Below are 22,707 nucleotides of genomic sequence, written 5' to 3'. Positions count from 1 at the left end.
GGACGGCTCGGGAAGATAAGGTGAAGACCATGCACCCGGAACTGAACCAGACCGAACTCGATGACATCTCCAAACAGATCATCGAGCAGCTCCAGGAGGATGGCCGGCGTTCCTATGCCGCTATCGCCGAATCGGTGGGTCTCTCCGACGCTGCCGTGCGCCAGCGCATCAAGCGGCTGATTGACAGCAAGCTGCTGGAAATCGTGGCCGTCACGGATCCGCTCCGGCTTGGATTCACCCGGCAGGCCATGATTGGCGTAAAGGTCCAGGGGCGGATGGAGGCGGTGGCCGAGGCGCTGGAATCATTCCCCGAGGTCAGCTACATTGTGCTCACGGCCGGCCAGTATGATCTCCTCGTTGAGGTGGTGTGCGAGGACGACGACCACCTCCTGCGCCTGCTGGGCCGGATGCGGGAGCTGCCCACGGTGCTGTCCACCGAGACCTTCATGTACCTGAAACTGCACAAGCAGCGCTACGACTGGGGCACCCGCTAAATTTCACGTCCCGGGACGAAGGCAGGCCCCACACAAGGTCGAACAGATCGCGGGAGTGCATTTCTTTACCTACGCGGACAACTGGAGATCAAGAACGCCTGATTCCGGAGCCAGATAACCTGTTTCACGGTCATATCGATCAGTCAGACCACTATTTGTTTGGCAGTTTTGTCACCCAATGAAGTGACAAAGTGTACCAAGACCGACAGTCGGACCCTTGAGATCATCACTCAATTGAGTATCGTCGTCACAAGTGGTTCCAGAGGATTAATCTCCAAACCAGTAGATATTGTGGACGCACACTGGTGCTCGGATGCGGAGATTGACGTGATGGGAATATCTCAATGCGGCGAACTCAGGCAAACCTATCTTCACTAATTCCATGCGTTTAAGGAAACTTTGAATGAACGATAGATTTCAGACCTTTGCAAGGCTCCTGCCGATTTTATGTGGACTTCTGATGCTGTTCATTGGATTTGTCCCCATGGCTGTCTTCTATCAATTCGGAAGGTATGACACGAGCACACCAGGTCTTTATGCCTACAAGAGCGCTACTTGGGGTGACGCTGTGCTGTTGCCTAGTCTCGTTGCAGTGCTTGTATACCAAATACAACGACTTCCAAGCCCACATCAGAAGAGTCATCGGATTTGGTCGCTATTGATTGCATCTATTGGCAGCAGTGCTGTAGTGCTCGGTTGGCTGTTGGATCCTGAACCAGGCCTCAATTGGACGATTCCGAGGCCGCACGTCCTCAATTTTGCCGGCAGCTGGCATGCGGCCTTTCTTGTCGTAGCATCAACAGGTATTGCGATGTTGTGGGTTGAAGTGATCATTCGATTGCGAGCCTCGACTAGGGATCGCAATGCAATCGCGAAAGTGAGAAGATTGTTGGCTTCTCCGGCGGTTGCCGTTTCGATAGCTGCCGGATTGGCCTTCAGTATACTGGCGGTTTATGACTCCCAACCAACCAATCAAACGCTTTCCAGCACCTATTCGATTATATCCATGGTCACATGTACATTAGTGATGACAGGCTCCATATTCTGGGCTTCAGGGTCGGAGTGGACCTACACCATTCGGCCAATCGTAGTCGGTGTCACAATGGCCGTTTCAGCAGCTATAGTCATCGTTTGCATGGAACCCGATCCGGTGGCCGGAATATTTGTGTTTAGCGCCGCGGCCATTGGCGCTGCTCTTGGGCTGACGGCCAGCAAGAGACATGAAATACGCCGGAGCAGGGCCTCTCTGCTCAGGAAAGATCTAAGCCTCACAGGTGTTTGGCTGGAAGCGATGGGCACGGGTGCCCTTTTTATAATTCTGCCAGTTGCAGCGTCGAATGTGACACCAAGCCGGGGGGCGCACTTGGCACAATTGGCGCTGTTGTTCATCCTGATCTTCGGATTGGTCCTGACACTTAGGGTATTTCTTCGTGGATCAGCGCAAATTGGAAATGATTACCTATGGCTTGTCACCTCCTTTGTCTTTCTGGCAAGTACGACAGGCGCCCTGGCAGCGTCTGAGAGTCAGGAACTTAGTGGTGCGGTAATGTCCCTGTTGTTCGGGCTCTTATCTGCGGTCCTAGCCGGTCCTGGAATGCGCATGGCGAAATCGGAGCTTGCCACGATTACAGAAATTGAGGCACAAATATCTTCGGATGCAAATTCCGAACTCAAGGATTCAAAAGTCATTGTCATTACAGTCAATCGAGTCAGATTGCAGTTGACTTTGTCTTTCCTCGCGGCATTCGCATCAATTCTTGGCTTAACCATCCTGACGTTGAAGTCATTCAATTGGACAGTTAAGCAAGAAGTTTTGATTCCCGACATCTCGTTGATAGGTTGCGGCCTTGCGATTATAGTGGTCGTTGTTGTCATGTTGCTCTTGCATTCTAAGATGCGTACATTGATTTCTCATTCCACCAATACGGCCCAGCTTGGAGTGCATCGCGTCCTGCTCGTGGCCATGTCGGTGGTATCGATTGTAATCTTTGGCCGTGATACCCTGCTGTCCGGAGAATTATCGGTGCTACCTATTATGCAGTCTGCATTGCTCGGGTGCTTCGCATTCTTTTGTGTTATCAACAACGGAATTCGGCTTCATTCCAATCGTGTCTCGCCGGGGTGGTTGGGCGCAAGTTCCTTCATGGGTGTTGCCGTGTTTGTGCTGGTAAACTGGTCGCTCACTGTTGGCGTAGGCGGGCGTGAATCAGCTGTTCCATTCTTGAACTCGCTTTTCGTTTTTCTATTTGCATACGGTGTCGTGGCTGCCCTGGTCATGGGCAATACTGTTACTGCTTTTCGCATGGGTGCGGTCGAGTCGGGAACATACTCGGACGCACAAACCAACGCCGCGCAAGATTCATTGATGATTCTGGCTCAATGGCTATTTTTGGCATGGCTGCCACATTCTGTTGTGGCGCATGTCCCGGAGCAAAAATACGACTTCTTTCGATGGATATTGGTTAGCGTCGTATTGATTGGATTCCTGACTTTGTATGTTACGGGCCTTCGATGGATAATTGGAGTAAATAATAGCCATGTTGGTCGCCAGATGGCCGCAAGAAATCTGAATGTTCCGGCTTATGCTGGCGATGACTGCAGTGAGCTGGATTCTGTAATGTCACTCCCGGGGAGGATGAAATTGTACAGAGGACCCGACCGATTGGAGAGCGAGGAAGAAAAGCAGATGCGGTTGCTGGATTCACATATCGCCACGCAGAACCTGTTGGCTATTGCTCTTGTCGTCTCTTCCGTCCTTGGATTCTTTCTGTTGTTTCCTACGGATGTTGAAAATAGGATTCCCAGGTTTAGGTGATCTTTTCACCCTGGCCGGGAAAGCAGCGTGCTGAACGTGTGTCCGGTGCGGGGCTTTTGGCGGTCGTGACTGGTGAGCTGCTGTCAATTTCAGAGGGCCTGGCCGCAGTTTGTTTGGTGTCCCCGCCGATGATGTCGGCCACCCACGCTCTTACCCGTCCCGTGCCATCAGGTTCGTATGGCTGGGACTATCCGGCCGGCGCGATGTGCGCCAGTACAGCGGCCACGGCCTCGCTGATCGTGTATACGAATTGGTAGGAGAATTCGTAGCGTTCATCAAAGAGCCAGACTACGACCCCATGCGTGCCACCGGCAGAATCGGTGCGGATCAGGATCTTGTGCCCGTGGCGCCATCCCTTCGTCGCCCCTATTCCCCCATGAGGAAGTCAGCAATGAGGCATCCAAATCAATGACGCGGAGGGGCCAACTGGCACGGTGCTGGGGTGTGTCTTCCCCGGTTCGCTCTCATACATGGGCCCTGGATTCGGCCCCTGCTCTGTTGACCTCATCCAACAGCTTCGCCGATTGCGCGGTTGCCAAGACCTTGAACAAGTGGTTCGTCGTCGGATCCGACAAGATTCGGCCATAGCCTTCGGGCTGCTTGCGGAGTTGGTCGATGTCGGAAACTGTGCAACCTGGGGCTCGACCCAGTCGCCGATAGCATCAACTCGAAATGGAAGTGTGAAACCGCCTATATTGTTCACCTGTCAGGGGCACCATTCAGACATCAATGACTCCGGATGGACATACCGCCACGAAAGCTCGAGGCCCGAACACTCGCGGGACCCCATCGGGTGCCGTCGACGTCCCCACCTAGCGTTTGGCTGGCCGTCACCCAAGTAGGTGACAGTCAGCACGGCGGACCGATTCCACCGTAAACGTGAGCCATAGACTGACCGCGATAAGCGTTTCAACGGACGGAGTCCCATGGTCGGCATAGTCAATGAATCCAGACGCAAGTGGATACTGGCATGGACGACTGCAGTGCTGACCATTGTTGTCGCGGTTGCTGCCTGGTTCCTGACGAGGGTTGGTGACGTTGAGTCATCGACAAATCCGTCCAGCACGCCAAGCTTCTACTCTCCAGCCGCTGCAACAGCCTCGATTGATCCATTTGAGGCGCATGAGACGACGATTCAACGCGCACTGAATTCAGGAGACGCCGCCGGCATCAGTGCCATACTTCCCCTCTCCAGCAATGAGAGCCCCGATCCTGATTTCGCCGTCACGATCGCATCGTTGGAACTGGTTCTGGACAGGTCCTCCCGGATCACCTTGGCGCAGGACCTGTGGGAGGTTCAGGCCAAGGACAAAAGCGACATTCTTTGGACGCTGGGCATCGTGCAGGTGAACGGGGCGCCAAAGCTCATGTACGCAGAACGGACACTGCCGTGAATGCCGGGACCAACCAGTTTGCTCACCGAGCACGGGTCTTCGTACACCCCCTAAATTTCAAACGGCACGGGCGGCTGGGGCAACGGTGGGTGGCCTTGATGCTTGCCTGTGCGCTGGCCGTTGCCGGCAATGCCGTGTTCAGTGTGGCCGCAGCTTCCCCTGCCTCCGCATCCGAAGACTGCTCTAAGCATTCCAGTGCAGTTCCGGAAGCCATGGCCGGACGGCCGGTGGTTTGGGTGCACGGCTGGCTCGGAAGCGCCTCGTCGTCAGCGACTGCCGTAGATATGCTGCAAAAGTATCTTGGCACCAGCTTTGTGGTTTTGGCCTTTGACTACGAAACCCAGCATTCAACGTGGCCGGTCGGGAGCCACACTTCCACATGCCTGGCTGACTACATTAGGCGTGCCGCCGAATCCTATTCCGCCGGCGGCGGCAAGGGCGGGGTCATTGGTGCGGCGCACTCCATGGGCGGAATCGCCTTGCGGTCAGCCGCGGAGTCACTGAATAGGGCAGGCCGCCCGGAGGTTTTGGCCGGTATTGTCACTCTGGGCACCCCACACCAGGGCTCACCGTGGGGCGGGACCATGGCCGCCACCCTAGTGGACGAACTCGCCCGATACGGAACGGCCTACCTGAACGGATTCTCCCTGATCCCAGCCGGGACCGATGCCGTGAAATGTCTTGCTGCCGAACGTCAGCAGGATTGCAACCAGCCCGGATACCTGCCCAAGGACACCATGATCGCCACTGTTGGATCACATATTGTGATTCAGAAGAAGCTCTTCGACATTCCATTTGTCGATAATGAGACAACTGCGGACTTCGCCTTATTTGGCGACACCGTCGTCCCGGCAAGTTCTTCCAATGGCTACGTTGGTTCCGCCAGTGGGACTGTCTCCGGAAAAGTTATGGGCAGCTACACCCGACGGTGTAACGAGTCTTCGAGCTATCTGAATTCGCTGGCTGTGGCCCAGGCGGTCAAATCGGGGCTTGGTGGCGTCATTGTAGAGGAACTGAAAACACTTGCATCGTTGGGTGTAGATTCCCTCGCCCTGGACGGATTGGCCACGGGGAAGGCCAGTATTTCTCAATTTCCACTTATGCTCGAGGGCATGCAAAGCCGCTGCTTCCACAGCAACTTGCCCACGAACGGGCCCAGCCAGTTCCAGATGGCCAACTTCATCCTGGCTATGGACGCCACTCTGCCCCACGGCGGGTACCTGCCAACCCAGGGCCAGCGCACCTGGCTTTATGAGGTACCCAGTAGCGGGTCCGCCGAATCGGGCGTGGAGGTGTCCCGTCGCCTGGGCCCCCAAGGCGACGAGTTCACCAACAGCACAAGTCAGGCAGCCTCTTGCAGTTCGGAGGCATCGACGCAGAACTATGCGCTGGGCGGAAAGTATGCGGGATTTCATGCCGTTGTGGGACAGCGTTTTGGAGTTCCCGTCAGCCTTGGCGTTGAATACACATTGGCCGCGGGCACCAACGAACTATCCCGTTTCACTCTAACTGGGGCAGAAACCCGTTCGCTTGACCTCAACATTGCTTCGACGGACACCCTCACCGTGTCGGCCCGGGTTGTTGGCGGCAGCTGCAACGGACTGCCCGGGGCGTTTGGAACCCTGGGGGTGCTTGGTGACGCCTACGTGGAGCAACCGGCAGCCGTGGGTGCTGGCGAAGGGCACGGTGCCTCTGACGGGACCATGGCCGGGGACCACGGTTGGCCTGTCTGGCGCCATGACGAGTATCCCGGCCTGTCGATCTGGTTCGGTGCGGCGGCAGTCTCCGGGCACAACAACATTGGCCTTCCCCGTTGGGTCAGCTGTTATGAGAAGGTCTGCATCGTCGGTAACGACTCTCTGGTTGGTGTCGTTGTGCGCGGCGACACCGGCTTCAATATGGCTTGGGAGTTCAGTGCCGATATCGACGCAGAAACAAAACTGCGGGAGCTAAAAGCTACCGAAGACGAGCTTTTCGGCTTCCTCAGCGAGTAGCCGTAAAGGTCGAACTTTCACGAAGCCTTGAAGTTTGGTGTTGCCAACGCATTTCATGCCTTCGGTGGGATGGGGCCGTGGCGGAGCATGCTGATCGCCTTTCCGATGTGTAGCTTGCCCGTTTGAAGGCTCCCTGGCAGGAACAATCATCCTGATGGTTCCGGAGGATTGGACGGGCTGTGGTGCGGACACGGCGCAGCCACCTTTCGTCAAGATATTGACAGGCGATCTGGGTCGCGATCTTTCCCAACGACGTGGAAAGTCTCGCCGAGTCTGACGGAGAGTGCCGAGGGGGACCTTTCGGCAACTCTCCCCCGGGCAATCTGAGTCAGAGACCGTGTGGGGGGGGGGGGGGGGGGGGCCCCCCCCCCCCCCCCCCCCCCCCCCCACTTCTGCGTCAGACTCGGCGCGGGGAGGCGGGTTAGGTCCCGGCGATCGTCTTGGCGATGTCCGTGGAGCTCTCACCCATGCGCCGCAGCACCAGGGCCACCACGGCCAGCGCCACCAGGGTCAGCAGCAACATGATGGTGGAGACGGCTGCAATTTCCGGACGCAGTGACACGCGCAGGGAACTGAAGATGTACACAGGCCAGGGCGTGTTGCCGGGGACCTGCACAAAGCTGGACACAATGGTGTTGTCCAGGCTCAGGGTGAAGGACATCAGTGCTCCGGCCAGGATTCCGGGGGCCGCGATGGGCAGGGTGATCTGCCAAAACCTGTTCCACGGGGTGGCGTACAGATCCGCGGCTGCTTCCTCCAACGCCATGTCGGTGCCCTGCATGCGTGCCCGCACAATGAACGTCACCACGGCTATCGACATGACGGTGTGGGCCACCACCAGCCTGACCATGCCGTTGTTGATGGGGGTGATGCCAAAGTCGGTGCCCAGGCTGACAAACCAGGGCAGGATGGAGATGGCGTCAACAATCTCCGGGGTGACAAGGGTCAGGGCCAGCAAGCCGGTCAGGATCGCGGCCCACTTGGCCTTCTTCCTGGCCCGCGCCAGGGCGAGCCCGCCCAGGGTGCCCAGGATGGTGGAGAGCACAGCAGTGCCCAGCGCTGCCTGCAGGGAGGTCATGACGGAGCCCCGGATCACCTGGTTGCCTGCTGCATTGATGTAGGCGTCAAAGCCGAATCCTTCCCATGCCGCCAGCAGGCGGCCGGTGTTGAAGGAGTAAATGAAGATGACCAGGATGGGCAGGAACAGGAAGCAAAACACCAGCACGCCAAAGATTGCCATGCCCACGGCCATCGGATCCCGCCGCTTTCTGTGGATGGGGGCGGGACCTCCGGCCGTCGTGGCCGACCGCTTCTCGGCGGGATCGTTCAGGACTGCAGTGCTCATGATGCGGGCTCCTCAATGAGCACCCTGCGGTTGAAGCGCAGGATGGCACGGATGATCAGGTAGATGGCGCCAACAATGGCAACGGTGAGCAGGATGAAGACCATCAACATCACCGCCATGGCCGAGCCCAGGGCCCAGTTTTGGGCTGAGTTGAACTGGTTGGCCACCAGCTGGCCCACCATGTTGCCCTGCGCGCCGCCCAGGACGGAGGCGGTGATGTAGTCACCCATCAACGGGATGAACACCAGCAGGCACCCGGAAATGATGCCGGGCGCGGCCAGGGGCAGCGTTATGTGGAACATGGTCCGCCACCGGTTGCCCCCCAGGTCCCGGCTGGCCTCGCGCAAGCTGGCCCCGGCCCGGTCCAATGAGACAAACAACGGCAGAATCATCAAGGGCAGGTAGTTGTAGACCACGCCCAACTGGACGGCGGCGCGGGTGTACAGAATTTCAATGGGCCCGCCAATCACCCCAAGGTTTTGCAGGGCATCAGAGACAAAGCCCTCGGGGGCCAGCATGATCTGCCAGCCCAGGGTGCGCACCAGGAAGTTGGTCCAGAACGGCACCAGCACCAGGGCCACCAGCAGTCCGCGCCACTTGACCGGCACTTTGACCGCCATCCAGTAGGCAAAAGGGATGCCTATCAGCAGGCAGATCAACGTGCCCAGGCCGGCAATCTGGAGGGTGTTGATGAACGTGGACAGAAAGGTGGGGTCCAGCGCCTCAATGTATCTGTCAAAGGACAGGATGCTGTTGGAGTGGGCCGTGAACAAGTCCGGTTTGTAGCCAAAGCTGTACCAGAGGACCAGGCCCACGGGGATGATGAAGAAGAAGACCAGGTAGGCCCAGCTGGGAAAGGACAGTGCCGCCGCCCCAACGTCTTTCCGTGAAAATTTACTCATGCCCCTGCCTTCGCTTGCATGCGGTTGAGGATCTGGACCCGGCGTTCCTGCCCGTCGTTGAGCACTGCCGCCGTCAACCTGTCCAACACTTCCTGTGGTGGAAAGACCAGATCGGGCAGTTCCATTTCGTTGGCCAAGGCGGCCTCTTTCAGGTCCTTGATGCCGGTGTGGTAGCCAATGTATTCAACCTCGCGCAGGGCCACCTCGGCGTTCATCATGTGGTTGATGAACGCGTAGGCGGCGTCCGGGTGCTGGGCGCCGGTGGCCAGCGCCCAGTTGTCCATCCACAGGTTTGCCGTGGGCGTGGGGAACACAAACTTCCACCGCTCCGGATCCTCTGCAGCCAGCATGCCCTGGCGGGCGTCGCCGTTGAAGGCCTGCATCAGCGCAAACGTGCCTTGCGGGATGCCGGAGGTGACAACATTTGAATTGAACGCCCTGATGCTCGGGGCAAGGGTTTCCACCAGGTACTTCTCGGCGGCATCCAAGGCGGCAGGGTCGGTCGAGTTCATGTCCATGTCCTTGGCGCCCAGGTAGATGGCAACCACCTCCCACGAATCCTCCAGCACGGCGGTCTTGCCGCTCGCGGGACCCTCGGCGGCCGTCATGAAGTCCTGCCACGACGTCAGTTCGTCCTTGATCACTGTGGTGTCGTACACATACCCCGTGGTTCCCCATGCCTTGGGAATGGAGTGCTTGTTGCCCGGGTCCCACACCTGGTTCGTGTAGGTGGAGTCCAGGTTGGCCATGTTGGGCAGCAGGCTGTGGTCAAGGGGCTGCAGCAGGCCGTTGGCCACCATTTGGGGAATGTACAGGCCCGTGGGCACCACCACGTCGTAGCCGCTGGTGCCCCGCGTTGCCGCCAGCTTGGCAATGAGCTCCTCATTGGAGCCAAAGCTGTCCAGCTGCACCCGCACGCCCGTTGAATCCTGAAAGTCGCTGATGTTGTCCGGGTCCTCGTAGTCACCCCACGAATACACGTTCAGCTGCCGTCCCAGTTCGCCGTTGGGGATTGCGGACGCGGCGAAGCCCTTCGCATTTGAGCAGCCGCCCAGTGCAAGGGAGGCGCCCACGACGGCGAAGCCGCCCAGGAGCGCGCGCCGGCTGATCTTGGGGATGGCTGCTGCAGGGGCCAGTACCTTGATGGGTGGGTTCCTCTCCATCTCACGCTCCCGCACTGGGATGGGGGTTGGGGAAGACCTGCACGTGCTGGGGCTGCCAGCTGAACCACACGGGCGTGCCCGCCGTGGGCAGGACACCGTTGCTGGGTGCCGTGCGGGCCAGGAGTTCATGGCCGGAGCCGGTGGTGATCTGGTACTGGATCACGTCGCCCAGGAATGAGACCACGCCAACTGTTCCGCCCACCACGTTTACCGCGCCTTCGGGTTTTTCGCTGTGAACCATGATTGATTCGGCCCGCACGGCGGCCAAGACCTGCGAGCCCACGGTGCCGGTTCCGGGCGCCTGGGCCAGCAGCACGCCGTCGGCCGTTTCCACGCTCCCGTCGGCGCCCAGCGTGCCGGCAATGAAGTTCTGCTTGCCGATGAACCCGGCCACAAAGGACGTTGCCGGATTGGTGTAGATTTCCTCCGCCGTGCCCACCTGCTGGATCTGCCCGTCCAGCATCACCACAATCCTGTCACTCATGGACATGGCCTCGGCCTGGTCGTGCGTGACAAAGATGAACGTGATGCCCAGCTGGCGCTGGAGCTGCTTGAGTTCGAGCTGCATCTCCTCGCGGAGTTTCCTGTCCAGGGCGGACATGGGCTCATCAAGCAACAACACCTTGGGCCGGTTGACGATGGCCCGGGCCAGGGCCACGCGCTGCTGCTGGCCGCCGGAGAGCAGTTTCGGGTTCCGGTTGGCAAACTTCGACATCTGCACCAGGCCCAGTGCCTCGGACACCCGGGCGGCAACCTCGGCCTTGGGGGTGCGTTTTTGCCGCAGCCCGTAGGCCACATTCTCGGCCACGGTCATGTGCGGAAACAAGGCGTAGGCCTGAAACACGGTGTTGATGGGGCGCTTGTTGGGCGGGACCCCCACCACGGAACTTCCCGCCAGCAGGATGTCGCCCTGGTCTGGTTCCTCGAAGCCGCCAATCATGCGCAGCAGCGTGGTCTTGCCGCAGCCGGAGGGACCCAGCAGGGACAGGAACTCCCCGGAGCGCACATCCAGGTCTATTCCGGCCACGGCGGTGGACGAACCATAGCGTTTAACCACGCCGCGGATCTGCACCGATCCGGTGCCGTGCGTGGGGTCGCCGCCGGCAACTGTGGGACTGATGACTGAATTTTGAGTCATTGTGTGTTCCTGTGCTTCCTGGGACGGGGGTTAGGAATCGAAGCCGAGGCCAACGGCATCGAGGGTTTTGAGGAGCAGGTTCCGCTTGCCGCCGTTGTGGTCGGCGCGATCCAGGGACCAGCGGGTGGCCTGGATGCCCACGGACGCGAACGGCTCCGGCGGGAACGGCAGCGGCTTGGACCTGACCATCTTCAACCGGGTCCGTTCCGTGTCCCGGCCGGCCAACTGGTCGAGCATGACCTTCGCGGCAAAGTGTGTTGCCGCCACCCCAAGGCCCGTGAATCCCGTTGCATAGCCAACACGTCCGCCGTGCGCTGTGCCAAAGAAGGCGCAGAAACGGGTGGAGGTGTCGATGGCCCCGGCCCAGCGGTGCGAGAACTTGATGCCCTCCAGCTGCGGAAAGGTGGTGAGAAAGTGGCTGGCCAGTTTCCGGAACGTTTCCGGGCTGTCCTCGTACTCGTTCTTCACCCCGCGGCCAAAATGGTACAGCGCGTCGTAGCCGCCCCACAGGATGCGGTTGTCGGCGCTGAGGCGGTAGTAGTGGAACTGGTTGGCCAAGTCGGAAAAGCCCTGGCGGTTGCTCCAGCCAATTGACTCCAGCTGTTCGGGCGTCAACGGCTCGGTCATGAGCACGTAGTCGTAAACCGGCACAGTGAACAGGCGGTTGCGCTTGAGCAGCGACGGGAACACGTTGGTGGCCAGGGCAACCTTGGCTGCGGTGACGCGCCCCCTGTCGGTGTGGACCACCACGTCACCGCCGCCCTTGCCGGGAACGAGAGAGGTGGCTCCGGAGTGCTCAAAGATCTCCACCCCCAGCTCGCGGCACACCCGGGCCAGTTCCCGGGCCAGCTTGGCCGGGTGAACCAAGGCTGTCTCCTGCTTGGACCACAGCCCGGCCAGGTACGTGGGGGAGTTCAACTCCGCCCGCACCTGGTCCTGGTCAAGGAAGACCGTGTCCCCGCCGTCGGCCGCTGCCTTGAGCTCGGCGACTTGATAGGCCTCCACCGCAACGCCAATGGAGCCGGTGCGCTCAAACTCGCAGTCCAGGCCCAGGTCCTTGACCGCCTGTTCAATTTCGTTGAGGTTGGCCAGGCCCAGGGCGTTGAGCTGGTCGATCTCCTCCGGGAAGCGGCTCTCACCGTTGTCGTGCCCGTGGGTCAGGCTCGCCTCGACGAAACCGCCGTTGCGGCCCGACGCCGCCCAGCCCACCGTGTGGGACTCCAGGACCACCACGCGACGGGCGGGATCCTCCTGCTTGGCGAGCAGCGCCGTCCACAGGCCGCAGTACCCGGCTCCCACCACCACCAAATCCGCGGCGTGCCGGCCCGTGAGGGGGGCACCCACGGGTGCGGGGCCGACGTCGTCAAGCCAGAAGGGGACATGCTTGGCCCCCGCCAGGGCCGCCTCAATCACGGCAGGGGAGGGAATGTTTCGTTCAAAAACTGTTGACGCCATGGATTAGAGCAACTCCTGTGCCTGGGTGAGTGTGGTGCGGAGGATGGATTCAATCTCAGTGAACTCGGGCTGGCCAATGATCAGGGGCGGGGACAGCTGGATGACGGGGTCGCCGCGGTCATCGGCCCGGCAGTACAGGCCATTGTTGAACAGTTCCTTGGAGAGGAAGTCCTTCAGGACCCGCTGGCATTCCTCCTCGCTGAACGTCTCCTTCGTGGCCTTGTCCTTGACCAACTCCAAGCCGTAGAAATAGCCCGCGCCGCGCACATCACCCACGATGGGCAGGTCCGTCAGCTTTTCCAGGGTGGCCCGGAAGGCGTCCTCGTTGGCGCGGACGTGGCCGTTGAGGTTCTCGCGCTCAAAGATGTCAAGGTTGGCAAGGGCGACGGCGGCTGAGACCGGGTGCCCGCCGAACGTGTAGCCGTGGCCAAAGACGTTGCGTCCGTCCGCGAACGGCTCATAGAGCTTCTCCGAGGCAATGAGGGCGCCCATGGGGGAGTAGCCACTGGTGAGCCCCTTGGCGCAGGTGATCATGTCCGGGACGTAGCCGTAGCGTTCGGCGCCAAAGTAGGTGCCCAGCCGGCCAAAGGCGCAGATCACCTCGTCGCTGACCAGCAGGACGTCGTATTGATCGCAGATCTCCCGCACCCGCTGGAAGTAACCCGGCGGCGGCGGGAAGCAGCCGCCGGCATTTTGGACGGGTTCCAGGAACACGGCGGCCACGGTGTCCGGGCCCTCCTGAAGGATGACCCGCTCTATCTGGTTGGCGGCCCAGAGGCCAAAGGCAATGGGATCCTCGCCGTGGTGTTCGGCCCGGTAAATGTTGGTGTTGGGCACGCGGAAGGTGGAGGGCACCAGGGGTTCAAAGTCCTGTTTCAGTTCGGGGATGCCCGTGATGGACAGGGCCCCGTGCGTGGTGCCGTGGTAGGCGGTGGTGCGGGAGATGGCCTTGTGCTTGCCCGGCTTTCCCTTGATCCTGAAGTACTGCTTGGCAAGTTTCCATGCGGATTCCACGGCTTCGCTGCCGCTGTTGGTGAAGAAGACCCTGTTCAGCTCTCCCGGGGCCAGTGCCGCAAGGCGTCCGGCCAGTTCCGCTGCCGGCTCATTGGCGTAGGACCACAGCGGGAAGTAGGAGAGCTGCTCCGACTGGAGTGCCGCAGCCTCTGCGAGTTCCCTGCGGCCATGGCCCACCTGGACAGTGAACAGCCCGGCCAGGCCGTCCAGGTAGCGCTTCCCCTTGTCATCAAAGACGTAGGCGCCCTCGCCCCGGACGATCATGGGCAGCTCGGCGGCATGCCGGGGTTGCGGCGAAAAGTGCAGCCACAGGTTCTCATGTGCGGCCCGGCGGTTCAGCGGCGGGCTTGGGGCAGCAGAGCGCAACAGGGACACGGACTTCTCCTCGGCAATTGTGACGGGCATCACTGTCGATGCCGTGCGCTGTCCAGTCTGCCGCCCCGGGTCGATGCTGGCAAGGGATTCCGGAGGAAATCTATCGAAATTCTTCAGAAACCGTTGCGAAAGTAGGAGGAGCCGTGAAAAAAGTGGCGATTCCTAGCCTTGTCGCGTCAATGCTGCCGCCCGCTCGGCGGACTGGATGACGGTGGTGACGCCGAGCATGAACAGCTCGGCATCCTCCAGGGTGGTCAACTGCTCGCTGACGGCGGCAATGTGCGGGTACGTGCGCGGGTCCACCAGGATGGGACCCTCGAACCACGGGCTGGATTCATCTGCCCGGATGCCGCGACCGTTGCGGTCCCGTGCAATTCCTGCGGCACTGGAGAGTATCTGGGAGGCCATGAGTGCATAGTGGCGCACCAGGTCGTCCCCTGAGAGCCCGGCGCGGGAAAAGGCGTCGAGCATGAACTCGACAGCGCCCAGCTCGCCGGGGCCGTGGGTTGTCAACACAATTGCCTCAACGCCGATGGCCGGGTACTGGGTGAATTGGTCAAGGGTTGAGGCCGCCAACTGGGTCAACCGCTCGCGCCAGTCTTCCGGGTCGGCCTTGACGGAGGCCACGCTCCGCTCAATAAGTTCATCAAGGAGTTCACGCATCAGGTGCTCCTTGTTCCTGAAGTGGCGGTAGATCGCCGTCGGATCCGCATCCAGCAAGTTGCCCAGCTCGCGGACCGAGATCGCTGAGCAACCCGGGCTGGCGGCAAGCTTCAGCCCGGCCGCAATGATGGTTTCACGATCGAGGCGGACGCGCCCCGACGCTGCGGAACGGGGTGTGGTGCGGGGGGTGGTTGCTGGCTTCATGTTTGTATTCTGCACGTTTCAATGGCCCGTAACCAATTTCACACAATTTGAGTCAACACCGTTGACAAGGGTGTTGCGCGCTGCTTAGCTGTAGTCCTGTTCGCCCGTTTCAACGATGAAGTGAGGACAAGCCTTGCAAAGCGCAGACGTATTGTTTACCGGCGGGTCCGTGTTTGCCGGCACCGGGGAACCGGTGCGGGGCATGGCCGTTGCCGTGATTGGCCAGCACATTGCGGCGCTGGTGCCTGAGACAGACCTGGATTCCTGGATCGGTGGGAACACCCGGGTGGTGCAACTTAATGGCGGCCTGTTGAGTCCCGGATTCCAGGACGGCCACATCCACCCCATCGGCGGGGGTGTTGAGCTGTTGATGTGCAATCTGAGTGAGGCGGGCAGTGCCGCAGCGGCCGTTGCCACGGTGAAGAACTATGCTGACACCCACCCGGAGGAACCATGGATCCTCGGCGGTGGCTGGTCCATGGACCATTTCCCCGGCGGCTCCCCACTTCGCGGACTGCTTGATGAGGTCGTGCCCGACCGCCCGGTCCTGCTGCTCAGCCGCGACCACCACAGCACCTGGGCCAACTCACTGGCCATCCAACTGGCAGGCATTGATGCCGGAACCACAGACCCGGCTGACGGGCGGATTGAGCGCGAGGCTGACGGCGCGCCGGCCGGAACCTTTCACGAAGGTGCCGGCGAGTTGTTTGCAGGTGTCCGCCCGGCCACGGACCCTGAAATCACCTACCGGGGACTCCTGCGGGCCCAGGATGACCTTCTTGCCCTGGGCGTCACGGGCTGGCAGGACGCCATGGTGGCCGGCGGTGAAAGCGGCGATGCCAATGTCGCGTACCGCAGGGCACTGGCCGAGGGGACACTGCAAGCGCACGTGGTCGGTGCCCAGTGGTGGGAACGTGACGGCGGACTGGAGCAGCTTGAATCCATGGTGGCCTGCCGCGACGCCGCTGCTGCGGCAGGGCACGCCGGGCGCTACTCGCTGGGCACCGTGAAGATCATGGTTGACGGTGTTGCGGAGAATGCCACGGCATCAATGCTGACGCCGTACCGCGACCAGAATGGCCATGACACCTGCAACCACGGCATCTCCTTCATTGATGCGGCCAAACTCCCGGCCTTTGTCACAGCCATTGACGCGGCCGGCCTCCAGGTCCATTTCCACGCCTTGGGGGACAAGGCCGTGCGGGACGCCCTCGATGCCCTGGACGCCGCACGTGCCGTCAACGGTGAGACTGACGGACGCCACCAGCTGGCGCACCTGCAGATTGTGCAGGAAAGCGACACCGAACGGTTTGCCCCACTGGGCGCCGTCGCCAACCTGCAGGCACTGTGGGCCTGCCACGAGGACCAGCTCGATGACCTGACACTGCCGTTCCTGCAAGAGGGGGCCGTGGCCCGCCAATACCCCTTCGGGGACTTGGCAAAAAATGGTGCCCGGCTGGCGGCCGGCAGCGACTGGCCGGTATCCAGCGCCAACCCGCTTGAAGCCATCGACATTGCCGTGAACCGGATATCCCCAGGAAACGACGCTCCACCCTTGGGTGGCCCCCAACAGTGCCTCGATTTGGCAACGGCCATGGCCGCCTACACCTCAGGCACCGCCTACGCCAACCATCGCGACCATGACACCGGGTACGTGCGTGAGGGCTATCTGGCGAACCTCGTGGTCCTGGACCCGGATCCCTTCTCCCTGCCACCGGAAAAGATTCACCAATCCACTGTGGTCTCCACGTGGATCGACGGAACGCAAGTGTACTCCCGCCCCGCCAACACCAATGAGGAACCATGACCAGGACCATGCATGCCCGTTCGCGCCGCCTTGGCAGGCCTGCCGCCGCTGCCGCAGCAGTTCTCAGCATCGCCCTGGTGGTGACGGGATGCTCAGGGAGCAAATCAGGGCAGCCCAATGCCGAGAAGCCCACATGGACGTTGACGAGCCAGACCGACAAGCCCTCCGGGGACATCGATTCGTTCTCGTGGGTCAGCTATGCGGAGCCGTTCTCCCTCGACTACGCCTACGCATTTGACTACTCGGACAACCAGGTTCTGGCCAACGTCTGTGAGTCGTTGCTGCGGTTGAACCCGGACTACTCCCTGACCCCCAGCCTGGCCGAATCCTTTGCGCACCCCACGCCGACCTCATGGGTCTACACCATCCGTGACGGCGTGAAGTTCCACGACGGAACCCCGTTGACGGCCAATGACGTGGTTGTTTCAATGAATCGCCACATGGATCCAGCCGTGGGTTCGAGCTGGTTCAGCGTGTACCAAAACGTTGACTCCATCAAGCAAACCGGTGACCGCGAGGTCACTGTCACCATGAATGCGCCGGACTCGCAGTTCAACCTGTCCATGGGAGGCTCGGCAGGAGTCATCGAGTCCGCGGCCACGCTGGCCAAAGAGGGGAAGAACTACGGCAACTCCACCGGCGGCGTCAACTGCACAGGACCATTCAGCATGGAGGAGTGGAAGTCGGGGGAGTCAATCACCCTCAAGCGCAATGACAACTACTGGGATGCCGGCTTGAAGGCCAAGGCCGGGGAGATGCAGTTCATCTTTATGAACGACACCAATGCCCGGGTCAATGCCTTGAAGTCCGGCGAGGTTGATGGCGGGTGGATGATCCCCGCCGAAAGCATTGCACAACTGCAGTCATCAGAGGCCGGGGACGTCCATTTTGGCATGAACACCGCAGTGGGGGACTTGGTCATCAGCAACCTGGAAGGCCCGCTGGGTGACCTGAGGGTCCGCAAAGCCATGATGATGGCCCTTGACCGCCAGGGCATCATCAAGGCAGCTGCGGCAGGCTATGGCGAAATCTCCAATGCACTGACCACCACGTCTGTGTGGCAAGGTGCCAGCAAGGAGACGCTGGCCAATGCCTTCGACGGCCTGGAGCAGTACCCGCGCAACCTTGACGAGGCCAAGAAGCTCGTGGAGGAAGCAGGTGCCACCGGCAAGGAAATAACGTACGTGACAGCCCCCATCGGAACCGACTTGTCGGTCATTTCACAGGCGACGGCGGCGGCAGCGCAGTCCATTGGCTTGAAGGCGACCATCAAGACGGTCACACCCAATGCCTACTCAACCCTGTTCTCAGACCCGACCGCCCGGGAAGGTGTGGACATGTTCTACACCTCCTGGTACCTCTCCAGCCCGGATCCGCTGGAAATGTACGCCGTGCTGCGCACCGGGGAGTTCAGCAACTACGGCAACTGGTCCAACGCTGAATTCGACAAGATTGTCAACGAGGCAATCACCATTGACGATCCCGCCAAGCGGGCTGAGAAGACTGCGGAGGCACAGAAGATCGCCAACAAGGAACTGCCGTGGCTGCCACTGAGCAGTGGCCCCATCACGGTGTTCCAGGGCAAGCGCATCACCGGTGTTGAGCCGTCCATCGCATTCCTGTACTACCCCTGGGCAGCCACCATTGGCGCTCGTTAGCACCCGTGCCACCGCCTTCAAGAGCGGTGGCACGGCGGTGCTGGCCCGCAGGGTTGCCGGGAAGCTCGGCAGCCTGCTGCTTACCTTGTTCCTTTCCTCATTGCTGGTCTTCTTCTCGCGTTTCATCGTTCCGGGCGACCCTGTCAGCTTCCTGCTCCGTGGACGCAAGCCGAGCCCCGAGGCCATTGCCCAGGTCACAACGGAATTTGGCCTTGACCTGCCTCCGTGGCAGCAGTACATCAACTGGATTGCCGGTGTGCTTCAGGGTGATTTTGGCAGGTCGCTGCAGTACCGGCAGGATGTCTCCACCGTCATTGGCGACCGCCTGCCCGTCACTTTCGGCCTGGTCGTCATGGCCGGAACCATGATCGCCGTCGTGGGGCTCATTGCCGGCATCACGGCGGCCCTGAACCGAAACAAGCTGCTCGACAAGTCAATCCTGATCGGGCTGACCATCCTGGGCGCCGTTCCCTCCTTTGTCGGTGCAATCGTGCTGATCGCCGTATTCGCAGTGCAGCTGGGATGGTTTCCCACCTTTGGTTCCGGTGACGGATTCCTGGATACCGTCTACCACCTGGTGCTTCCCTCATTCGCGCTGGCCATTGTGTTTGTGGTGCTCGTGGGCAAGGTGACCAGGTCTTCCATGGTGGAGCAGCTGGACCGGGAACACGTCGAGGTCGCCACGAGCCGGGGCCTGGGCCGGGGCGCCGTGGTGCGCCGGCATGTATTCCGCAACGCGCTGGGACCCATCCTGACCGTGAGCGGACCGCTCGTGGCCGGGTTGCTTGTTGCCAGCACAATCGTTGAAGCCGCCTTCGGAATATCCGGAATTGGCTCACTGCTGGTCCAATCGGTGGACCGCCTGGACTTCCCTGTGGTGCAGTCAATTGTGCTGCTCATCGTGACCACATTCGTTGTGGTGAACGCGATCATAGACATCCTCGAACCCTGGATCGATCCCCGGTCCGCAGCAGGAGCTGGTGCCCGATGACCGCACAGACACTGACCGCCAAGGAGCTCAAGGCGCCACGCCTGGGTGGATTCGGGATCACGTTCACGGTGAGTGTGGCGGTGCTGCTGCTCATGACTGTTGCGGCCATCTTCGCACCCATCATCGCCCCGTACGACCCCAACGAGGTCGACTTCATGGCGGTGCACTCGGGGCCGTCCATGGCGCACTGGCTTGGCACAGATTCACTGGGCCGGGACCTGCTCAGCCGGATGATCTTCGGGGCCCGCACAGCACTGCTTGGCCCGCTGCTGGTGGTTGTTTCCTCAACCGTCCTTGGCATTCTGTTGGGTGTGCTGGCCGCGTGGCGCGGCGGGTGGGTCGACGCCGTTCTGGCCCGTCTCTTTGACGTCATCTTCTCCTTCCCGTCACTGCTGATAGCCATCATGGCCGTTGCCTTGTTCGGCAAGGGACTCATTGCCCCCGTGATTGCCATGAGCATTGCGTACGCGCCGTACGTGGCCCGCCTGACGCGATCCCTGGTGGCCTCGGAACGGCACAGGCCCTACGTGGCCGCCTATCGGGTGCAGGGATTCAGCGGCTGGTGGATAGCGCTGCGCAGGGTGCTGCCCAACGTGGCCCCCATTGTTGGTGCACAGTCAACCCTGAACTTTGGCTACGTGCTGGCCGAACTGGCGGGGTTGTCGTTCCTGGGGCTTGGCGTCCAGGCGCCGGCCGCCGACTGGGGAGCCATGATCAACGAATCCCAGGCAGGCCTGGTGGGAGGACACTTCCTTCCGGCCATCGTGCCGGCCATCGCCGTCGTGATCGCCGTGGTGGCCGTCAACATCATTGGTGAAGAACTCTCTGACCGCATTGGAGGCGAGATCCCCGCATGAACCTTCTCGACATAGACTCACTCACGCTCGAGCTGCCCAACGGCACCCGCCTCCTTGACGGCATCTCCATCACCGTCGCCAAGGGAGAGACGGTTGGCCTGGTCGGTGAATCGGGATCCGGGAAGTCACTCACGGCGCGATCGGTGCTGGGGCTTTTGCCGGAACGGGCCACCATGGGCGGCCAGGTCCTGCTCGAGGGCGAGGATTCACTTCGCGTCAGTCAACAACGGCTGTCGGAGCTGCGGCGCCACAGTGCCTCCATGGTCTTTCAGGATCCCCGCGCCGGAATCAACCCGATGCGCACAGTTGGCGAGCACCTGACGGAGACGCTGCGGCTGTGCGAACACCTGCCTGCCGAACAGGCGCGGCAGCGCGGCATCGAGATGCTCAAGGCAGTGCGGCTGCCGCGCCCCGAACAGCACCTCAAGCAGTACCCGCACGAATTCTCCGGCGGCATGCTGCAGCGGGTCATGATCGCCGGGGCACTCATCAGTTCACCGAAATTGCTCATCTGTGATGAGCCCACCACGGCGCTGGATGTCACCACCCAGGCAGAGATCATTGCGGTCCTGACCGAGCAGGCCAAGAGCCGGGGGATGGGCATGCTGTTCATCACCCACGACCTCAACCTGGCGGCATCGCTGTGTGACCGGGTCTATGTCATGAGCCAGGGCAGGGTGGTGGAACAGGGCAGCGCCCAGGGTGTTTTTAGCGCCCCCCAGGCCGAATACACAAGGAAGCTTGTCGCTGCAACGCCAACTGTCGCCGTCGATCCCGCAGCGGAGGTTGCGGCTGCCCGGCCGGTGGCAGTTGCCGCAACGGCGGACCGAGCCGGCGCCCTGCGTGCGCGTGCGGTCTCCAAGACCTACACCATCCGGGGGCAAGCACCCGTGCGGGCAGTGCAGGACGTTTCACTGGAAGTATCGAAGGGCGCGGCGCTTGGAGTGGTTGGTGAATCCGGATCCGGAAAGTCAACCCTGGCCAGAATTGTGGTGGGCCTGGAATCGGCGGATGCCGGAGAGATCCTGATTGCCGGGAAAGAGCGAACCAAGGCACCGCGCAGGCGGGCGGAGCGGCTCGCCCATGCCCGTTCTGCACAAATGGTGTTCCAGGACCCCTACCTGTCCTTGGATCCGCGCATCACCGCCGGGCATGCCATCGAGGACGCCCTGAAGCTTCACAGCAAGCTGTCCACATTGGATTCACGAAACAGGGTTCTCGAGCTCCTGGACCAGGTGGGGATGACGGGAAAGCATGCACAGGCCCGGCCCCGGACACTCTCCGGCGGGCAGCGCCAGTGCGTGGCCATTGCCCGCGCCCTGGCCATCGAGCCGGACCTGCTGGTCATGGATGAGGCAACGAGTGCCCTGGATGTCTCGGTGCAGGCCCAGGTTCTGGACGTCGTGGCCGAGATCCGTCGTGAACGGGGGCTGACGGTGCTGTTCATCAGCCACGACCTCGCCGTGGTGCGGCGCGTCTGCGAGGAAACGGTGGTGATGCGCCACGGCGAAATAGTTGAACACGGCAGGACACTGGAGCTCCTGGGCAATCCGCAGCACCCCTACACACGGTTACTGCTCGACTCCGTTCCCCGCCCGGCATGGAATCGGGAGGTGGCAGTCCAGTCAGCCACCTAGCCACCGGCCTAGCCGGGCTGTTGAACACTAGCCCTTTGGACAGTGGAATCTTGCTATTTCTGGCCTTAGGCTGGGTTTGTAAGATCGATTGACTTTTGTTCGGCAGTGACCGTCCGCCACCTCAGCTGGTGGCGGTGGTTGGTGCTTGGCAGTTGTTGTGTGGCCATGTAATTGGAGGTGGCTCGTGATCGTGCCGAAGTGGATGTGCTCCTTCATCCACACCGGCAAGGCAACGAGCCAGTACATGCACCACGAATCGACGGCATCGGGCGCCAGCGTGCAGCAGTGCTCCCCAGCCTTGTTTTGCCAACCCCGCAGTGAAGACACTGTCCTACGGGTTGATGCATCGCGGGTGGGGGCCTGCCACCTGACGCCCTTGCATGGGGGACGTTGCGGGGCCAATCGGCTCGGCTGGCCCCTCTGCCCTCCTTGTAGAAGTTATTGTCTTCAGCCAGGGAAGTGGACTGATTAGTGAGTATTTCAACGGCCAAGCTCGAACCATTCGATGTCTACGAACCCTTCTTGGCAGTGATCAAGGGACCCCTGCCGGGCATCTTGGTATGTGCGGTTTTTGCCTACATTGCCTTCTTCCTGCTCAGGTGGCTCTTTGAACCGGGCAAGGACCTTGAGCGTCCGCAGGGGCGGGCCGGACACGTATCCGCCAGCGGGCAACCTTCAACCAAACAGGAGCCCCACAGGACGGATTTGGTGGAGGGTTCCCCTGCGGATGCTTCAGCGGAGCGCCAGTTCGAGCTGGTGGAATAGCGGGCGCATCCATAGAGGATTCGACCCCAGTGATGT

17 protein-coding genes are annotated in these 22,707 nt (G+C 61.1%); 10 read left to right on the top strand and 7 right to left on the bottom strand.

Annotated elements, in window-relative coordinates; genetic code table 11:
• Positions 1-29 precede the first annotated feature (29 nt).
• From PCK14_RS01380 to PCK14_RS01365, 4 genes are all read left to right on the top strand, one after another.
• A complete protein-coding gene (locus PCK14_RS01380) occupies positions 30-494 on the top strand; it encodes an Lrp/AsnC family transcriptional regulator (RefSeq protein ID WP_269936669.1) in 465 nt (154 codons plus the stop codon).
• A 403-nt stretch (positions 495-897) separates the two neighbouring features.
• On the top strand, positions 898-3,309 hold the full coding sequence (locus tag PCK14_RS01375; protein ID WP_269936668.1) for a hypothetical protein: 2,412 nt from the start codon (positions 898-900) through the stop codon (positions 3,307-3,309).
• A gap of 926 nt (positions 3,310-4,235) precedes the next feature.
• Positions 4,236-4,703 (top strand): hypothetical protein, encoded by a 468-nt coding sequence (locus PCK14_RS01370; protein WP_269936667.1) that lies wholly within the window; start codon positions 4,236-4,238, stop codon positions 4,701-4,703.
• A gap of 98 nt (positions 4,704-4,801) precedes the next feature.
• Positions 4,802-6,697 carry an esterase/lipase family protein gene (locus tag PCK14_RS01365; protein ID WP_269936968.1) on the top strand — a complete coding sequence of 632 codons (1,896 nt, stop codon included), beginning with the start codon at positions 4,802-4,804 and terminating at the stop codon, positions 6,695-6,697.
• A 421-nt stretch (positions 6,698-7,118) separates the two neighbouring features.
• Here the strand turns inward: PCK14_RS01365 and PCK14_RS01360 are convergent, their stop codons facing one another.
• The 7 genes from PCK14_RS01360 to PCK14_RS01330 all read right to left on the bottom strand — a co-directional run bounded on the left by PCK14_RS01360 (position 7,119) and on the right by PCK14_RS01330 (position 14,956).
• Complete coding sequence (locus PCK14_RS01360; RefSeq protein ID WP_269936666.1) at positions 7,119-8,042, bottom strand: ABC transporter permease; 924 nt, start codon at positions 8,040-8,042, stop codon at positions 7,119-7,121.
• Positions 8,039-8,944: an ABC transporter permease gene (locus PCK14_RS01355; RefSeq protein ID WP_269936665.1), complete on the bottom strand. Its 906-nt coding sequence runs from the start codon at positions 8,942-8,944 to the stop codon at positions 8,039-8,041. Before PCK14_RS01355 ends, PCK14_RS01360 begins: the two co-directional genes overlap by 4 nt.
• Entirely contained in the window at positions 8,941-10,107 is a 1,167-nt protein-coding gene (locus tag PCK14_RS01350) for a polyamine ABC transporter substrate-binding protein (RefSeq protein WP_269936664.1), read from the bottom strand. Before PCK14_RS01350 ends, PCK14_RS01355 begins: the two co-directional genes overlap by 4 nt.
• Before the next feature lies 1 nt (position 10,108).
• Positions 10,109-11,245 (bottom strand): ABC transporter ATP-binding protein, encoded by a 1,137-nt coding sequence (locus tag PCK14_RS01345; protein ID WP_269936663.1) that lies wholly within the window; start codon positions 11,243-11,245, stop codon positions 10,109-10,111.
• A gap of 30 nt (positions 11,246-11,275) precedes the next feature.
• Complete coding sequence (locus tag PCK14_RS01340) at positions 11,276-12,700, bottom strand: NAD(P)/FAD-dependent oxidoreductase (RefSeq protein ID WP_269936662.1); 1,425 nt, start codon at positions 12,698-12,700, stop codon at positions 11,276-11,278.
• A 3-nt stretch (positions 12,701-12,703) separates the two neighbouring features.
• Positions 12,704-14,119, bottom strand: a complete 1,416-nt coding sequence (locus PCK14_RS01335; protein WP_269936661.1) for an aspartate aminotransferase family protein — start codon at positions 14,117-14,119, stop codon at positions 12,704-12,706.
• Between the two features lie 132 nt (positions 14,120-14,251).
• A complete protein-coding gene (locus tag PCK14_RS01330; protein WP_269936660.1) occupies positions 14,252-14,956 on the bottom strand; it encodes a TetR/AcrR family transcriptional regulator in 705 nt (234 codons plus the stop codon).
• A 133-nt stretch (positions 14,957-15,089) separates the two neighbouring features.
• On the opposite strand from PCK14_RS01330, the gene PCK14_RS01325 reads away from it, so the two are divergent.
• The 6 genes from PCK14_RS01325 to PCK14_RS01300 all read left to right on the top strand — a co-directional run bounded on the left by PCK14_RS01325 (position 15,090) and on the right by PCK14_RS01300 (position 22,671).
• Positions 15,090-16,763, top strand: coding sequence for an amidohydrolase (locus tag PCK14_RS01325; RefSeq protein ID WP_269936659.1), 1,674 nt, complete (start codon positions 15,090-15,092; stop codon positions 16,761-16,763).
• Complete coding sequence (locus tag PCK14_RS01320; RefSeq protein ID WP_269936658.1) at positions 16,760-18,421, top strand: ABC transporter substrate-binding protein; 1,662 nt, start codon at positions 16,760-16,762, stop codon at positions 18,419-18,421. Before PCK14_RS01325 ends, PCK14_RS01320 begins: the two co-directional genes overlap by 4 nt.
• Positions 18,408-19,412, top strand: coding sequence for an ABC transporter permease (locus tag PCK14_RS01315; protein WP_269936657.1), 1,005 nt, complete (start codon positions 18,408-18,410; stop codon positions 19,410-19,412). Before PCK14_RS01320 ends, PCK14_RS01315 begins: the two co-directional genes overlap by 14 nt.
• Positions 19,409-20,269 carry an ABC transporter permease gene (locus PCK14_RS01310; protein WP_269936656.1) on the top strand — a complete coding sequence of 287 codons (861 nt, stop codon included), beginning with the start codon at positions 19,409-19,411 and terminating at the stop codon, positions 20,267-20,269. Before PCK14_RS01315 ends, PCK14_RS01310 begins: the two co-directional genes overlap by 4 nt.
• Positions 20,266-21,906 carry a dipeptide ABC transporter ATP-binding protein gene (locus PCK14_RS01305; RefSeq protein WP_269936655.1) on the top strand — a complete coding sequence of 547 codons (1,641 nt, stop codon included), beginning with the start codon at positions 20,266-20,268 and terminating at the stop codon, positions 21,904-21,906. Before PCK14_RS01310 ends, PCK14_RS01305 begins: the two co-directional genes overlap by 4 nt.
• A gap of 471 nt (positions 21,907-22,377) precedes the next feature.
• Positions 22,378-22,671, top strand: a complete 294-nt coding sequence (locus PCK14_RS01300; protein WP_269936654.1) for a hypothetical protein — start codon at positions 22,378-22,380, stop codon at positions 22,669-22,671.
• Positions 22,672-22,707 lie beyond the last annotated feature (36 nt).

The sequence above is a fragment of the Arthrobacter sp. HY1533 genome (assembly GCF_027568515.1).
Classification (GTDB): domain Bacteria; phylum Actinomycetota; class Actinomycetes; order Actinomycetales; family Micrococcaceae; genus Specibacter.
This window is presented reverse-complemented; position numbering and strand designations above follow the sequence as displayed.

Bases quoted from the DNA above. Each gene is read 5' to 3' on its own strand.
- PCK14_RS01380 (WP_269936669.1), top strand. From the start codon at position 30: ATGCACCCGGAACTGAACCAGACCGAACTCGATGACATCTCCAAACAG.
- PCK14_RS01375 (WP_269936668.1), top strand. From the start codon at position 898: ATGAACGATAGATTTCAGACCTTTGCAAGGCTCCTGCCGATTTTATGT.
- PCK14_RS01370 (WP_269936667.1), top strand. From the start codon at position 4,236: ATGGTCGGCATAGTCAATGAATCCAGACGCAAGTGGATACTGGCATGG.
- PCK14_RS01365 (WP_269936968.1), top strand. From the start codon at position 4,802: ATGCTTGCCTGTGCGCTGGCCGTTGCCGGCAATGCCGTGTTCAGTGTG.
- PCK14_RS01360 (WP_269936666.1), bottom strand. From the start codon at position 8,042: ATGAGCACTGCAGTCCTGAACGATCCCGCCGAGAAGCGGTCGGCCACG.
- PCK14_RS01355 (WP_269936665.1), bottom strand. From the start codon at position 8,944: ATGAGTAAATTTTCACGGAAAGACGTTGGGGCGGCGGCACTGTCCTTT.
- PCK14_RS01350 (WP_269936664.1), bottom strand. From the start codon at position 10,107: ATGGAGAGGAACCCACCCATCAAGGTACTGGCCCCTGCAGCAGCCATC.
- PCK14_RS01345 (WP_269936663.1), bottom strand. From the start codon at position 11,245: ATGACTCAAAATTCAGTCATCAGTCCCACAGTTGCCGGCGGCGACCCC.
- PCK14_RS01340 (WP_269936662.1), bottom strand. From the start codon at position 12,700: ATGGCGTCAACAGTTTTTGAACGAAACATTCCCTCCCCTGCCGTGATT.
- PCK14_RS01335 (WP_269936661.1), bottom strand. From the start codon at position 14,119: ATGCCCGTCACAATTGCCGAGGAGAAGTCCGTGTCCCTGTTGCGCTCT.
- PCK14_RS01330 (WP_269936660.1), bottom strand. From the start codon at position 14,956: ATGAAGCCAGCAACCACCCCCCGCACCACACCCCGTTCCGCAGCGTCG.
- PCK14_RS01320 (WP_269936658.1), top strand. From the start codon at position 16,760: ATGACCAGGACCATGCATGCCCGTTCGCGCCGCCTTGGCAGGCCTGCC.
- PCK14_RS01310 (WP_269936656.1), top strand. From the start codon at position 19,409: ATGACCGCACAGACACTGACCGCCAAGGAGCTCAAGGCGCCACGCCTG.
- PCK14_RS01305 (WP_269936655.1), top strand. From the start codon at position 20,266: ATGAACCTTCTCGACATAGACTCACTCACGCTCGAGCTGCCCAACGGC.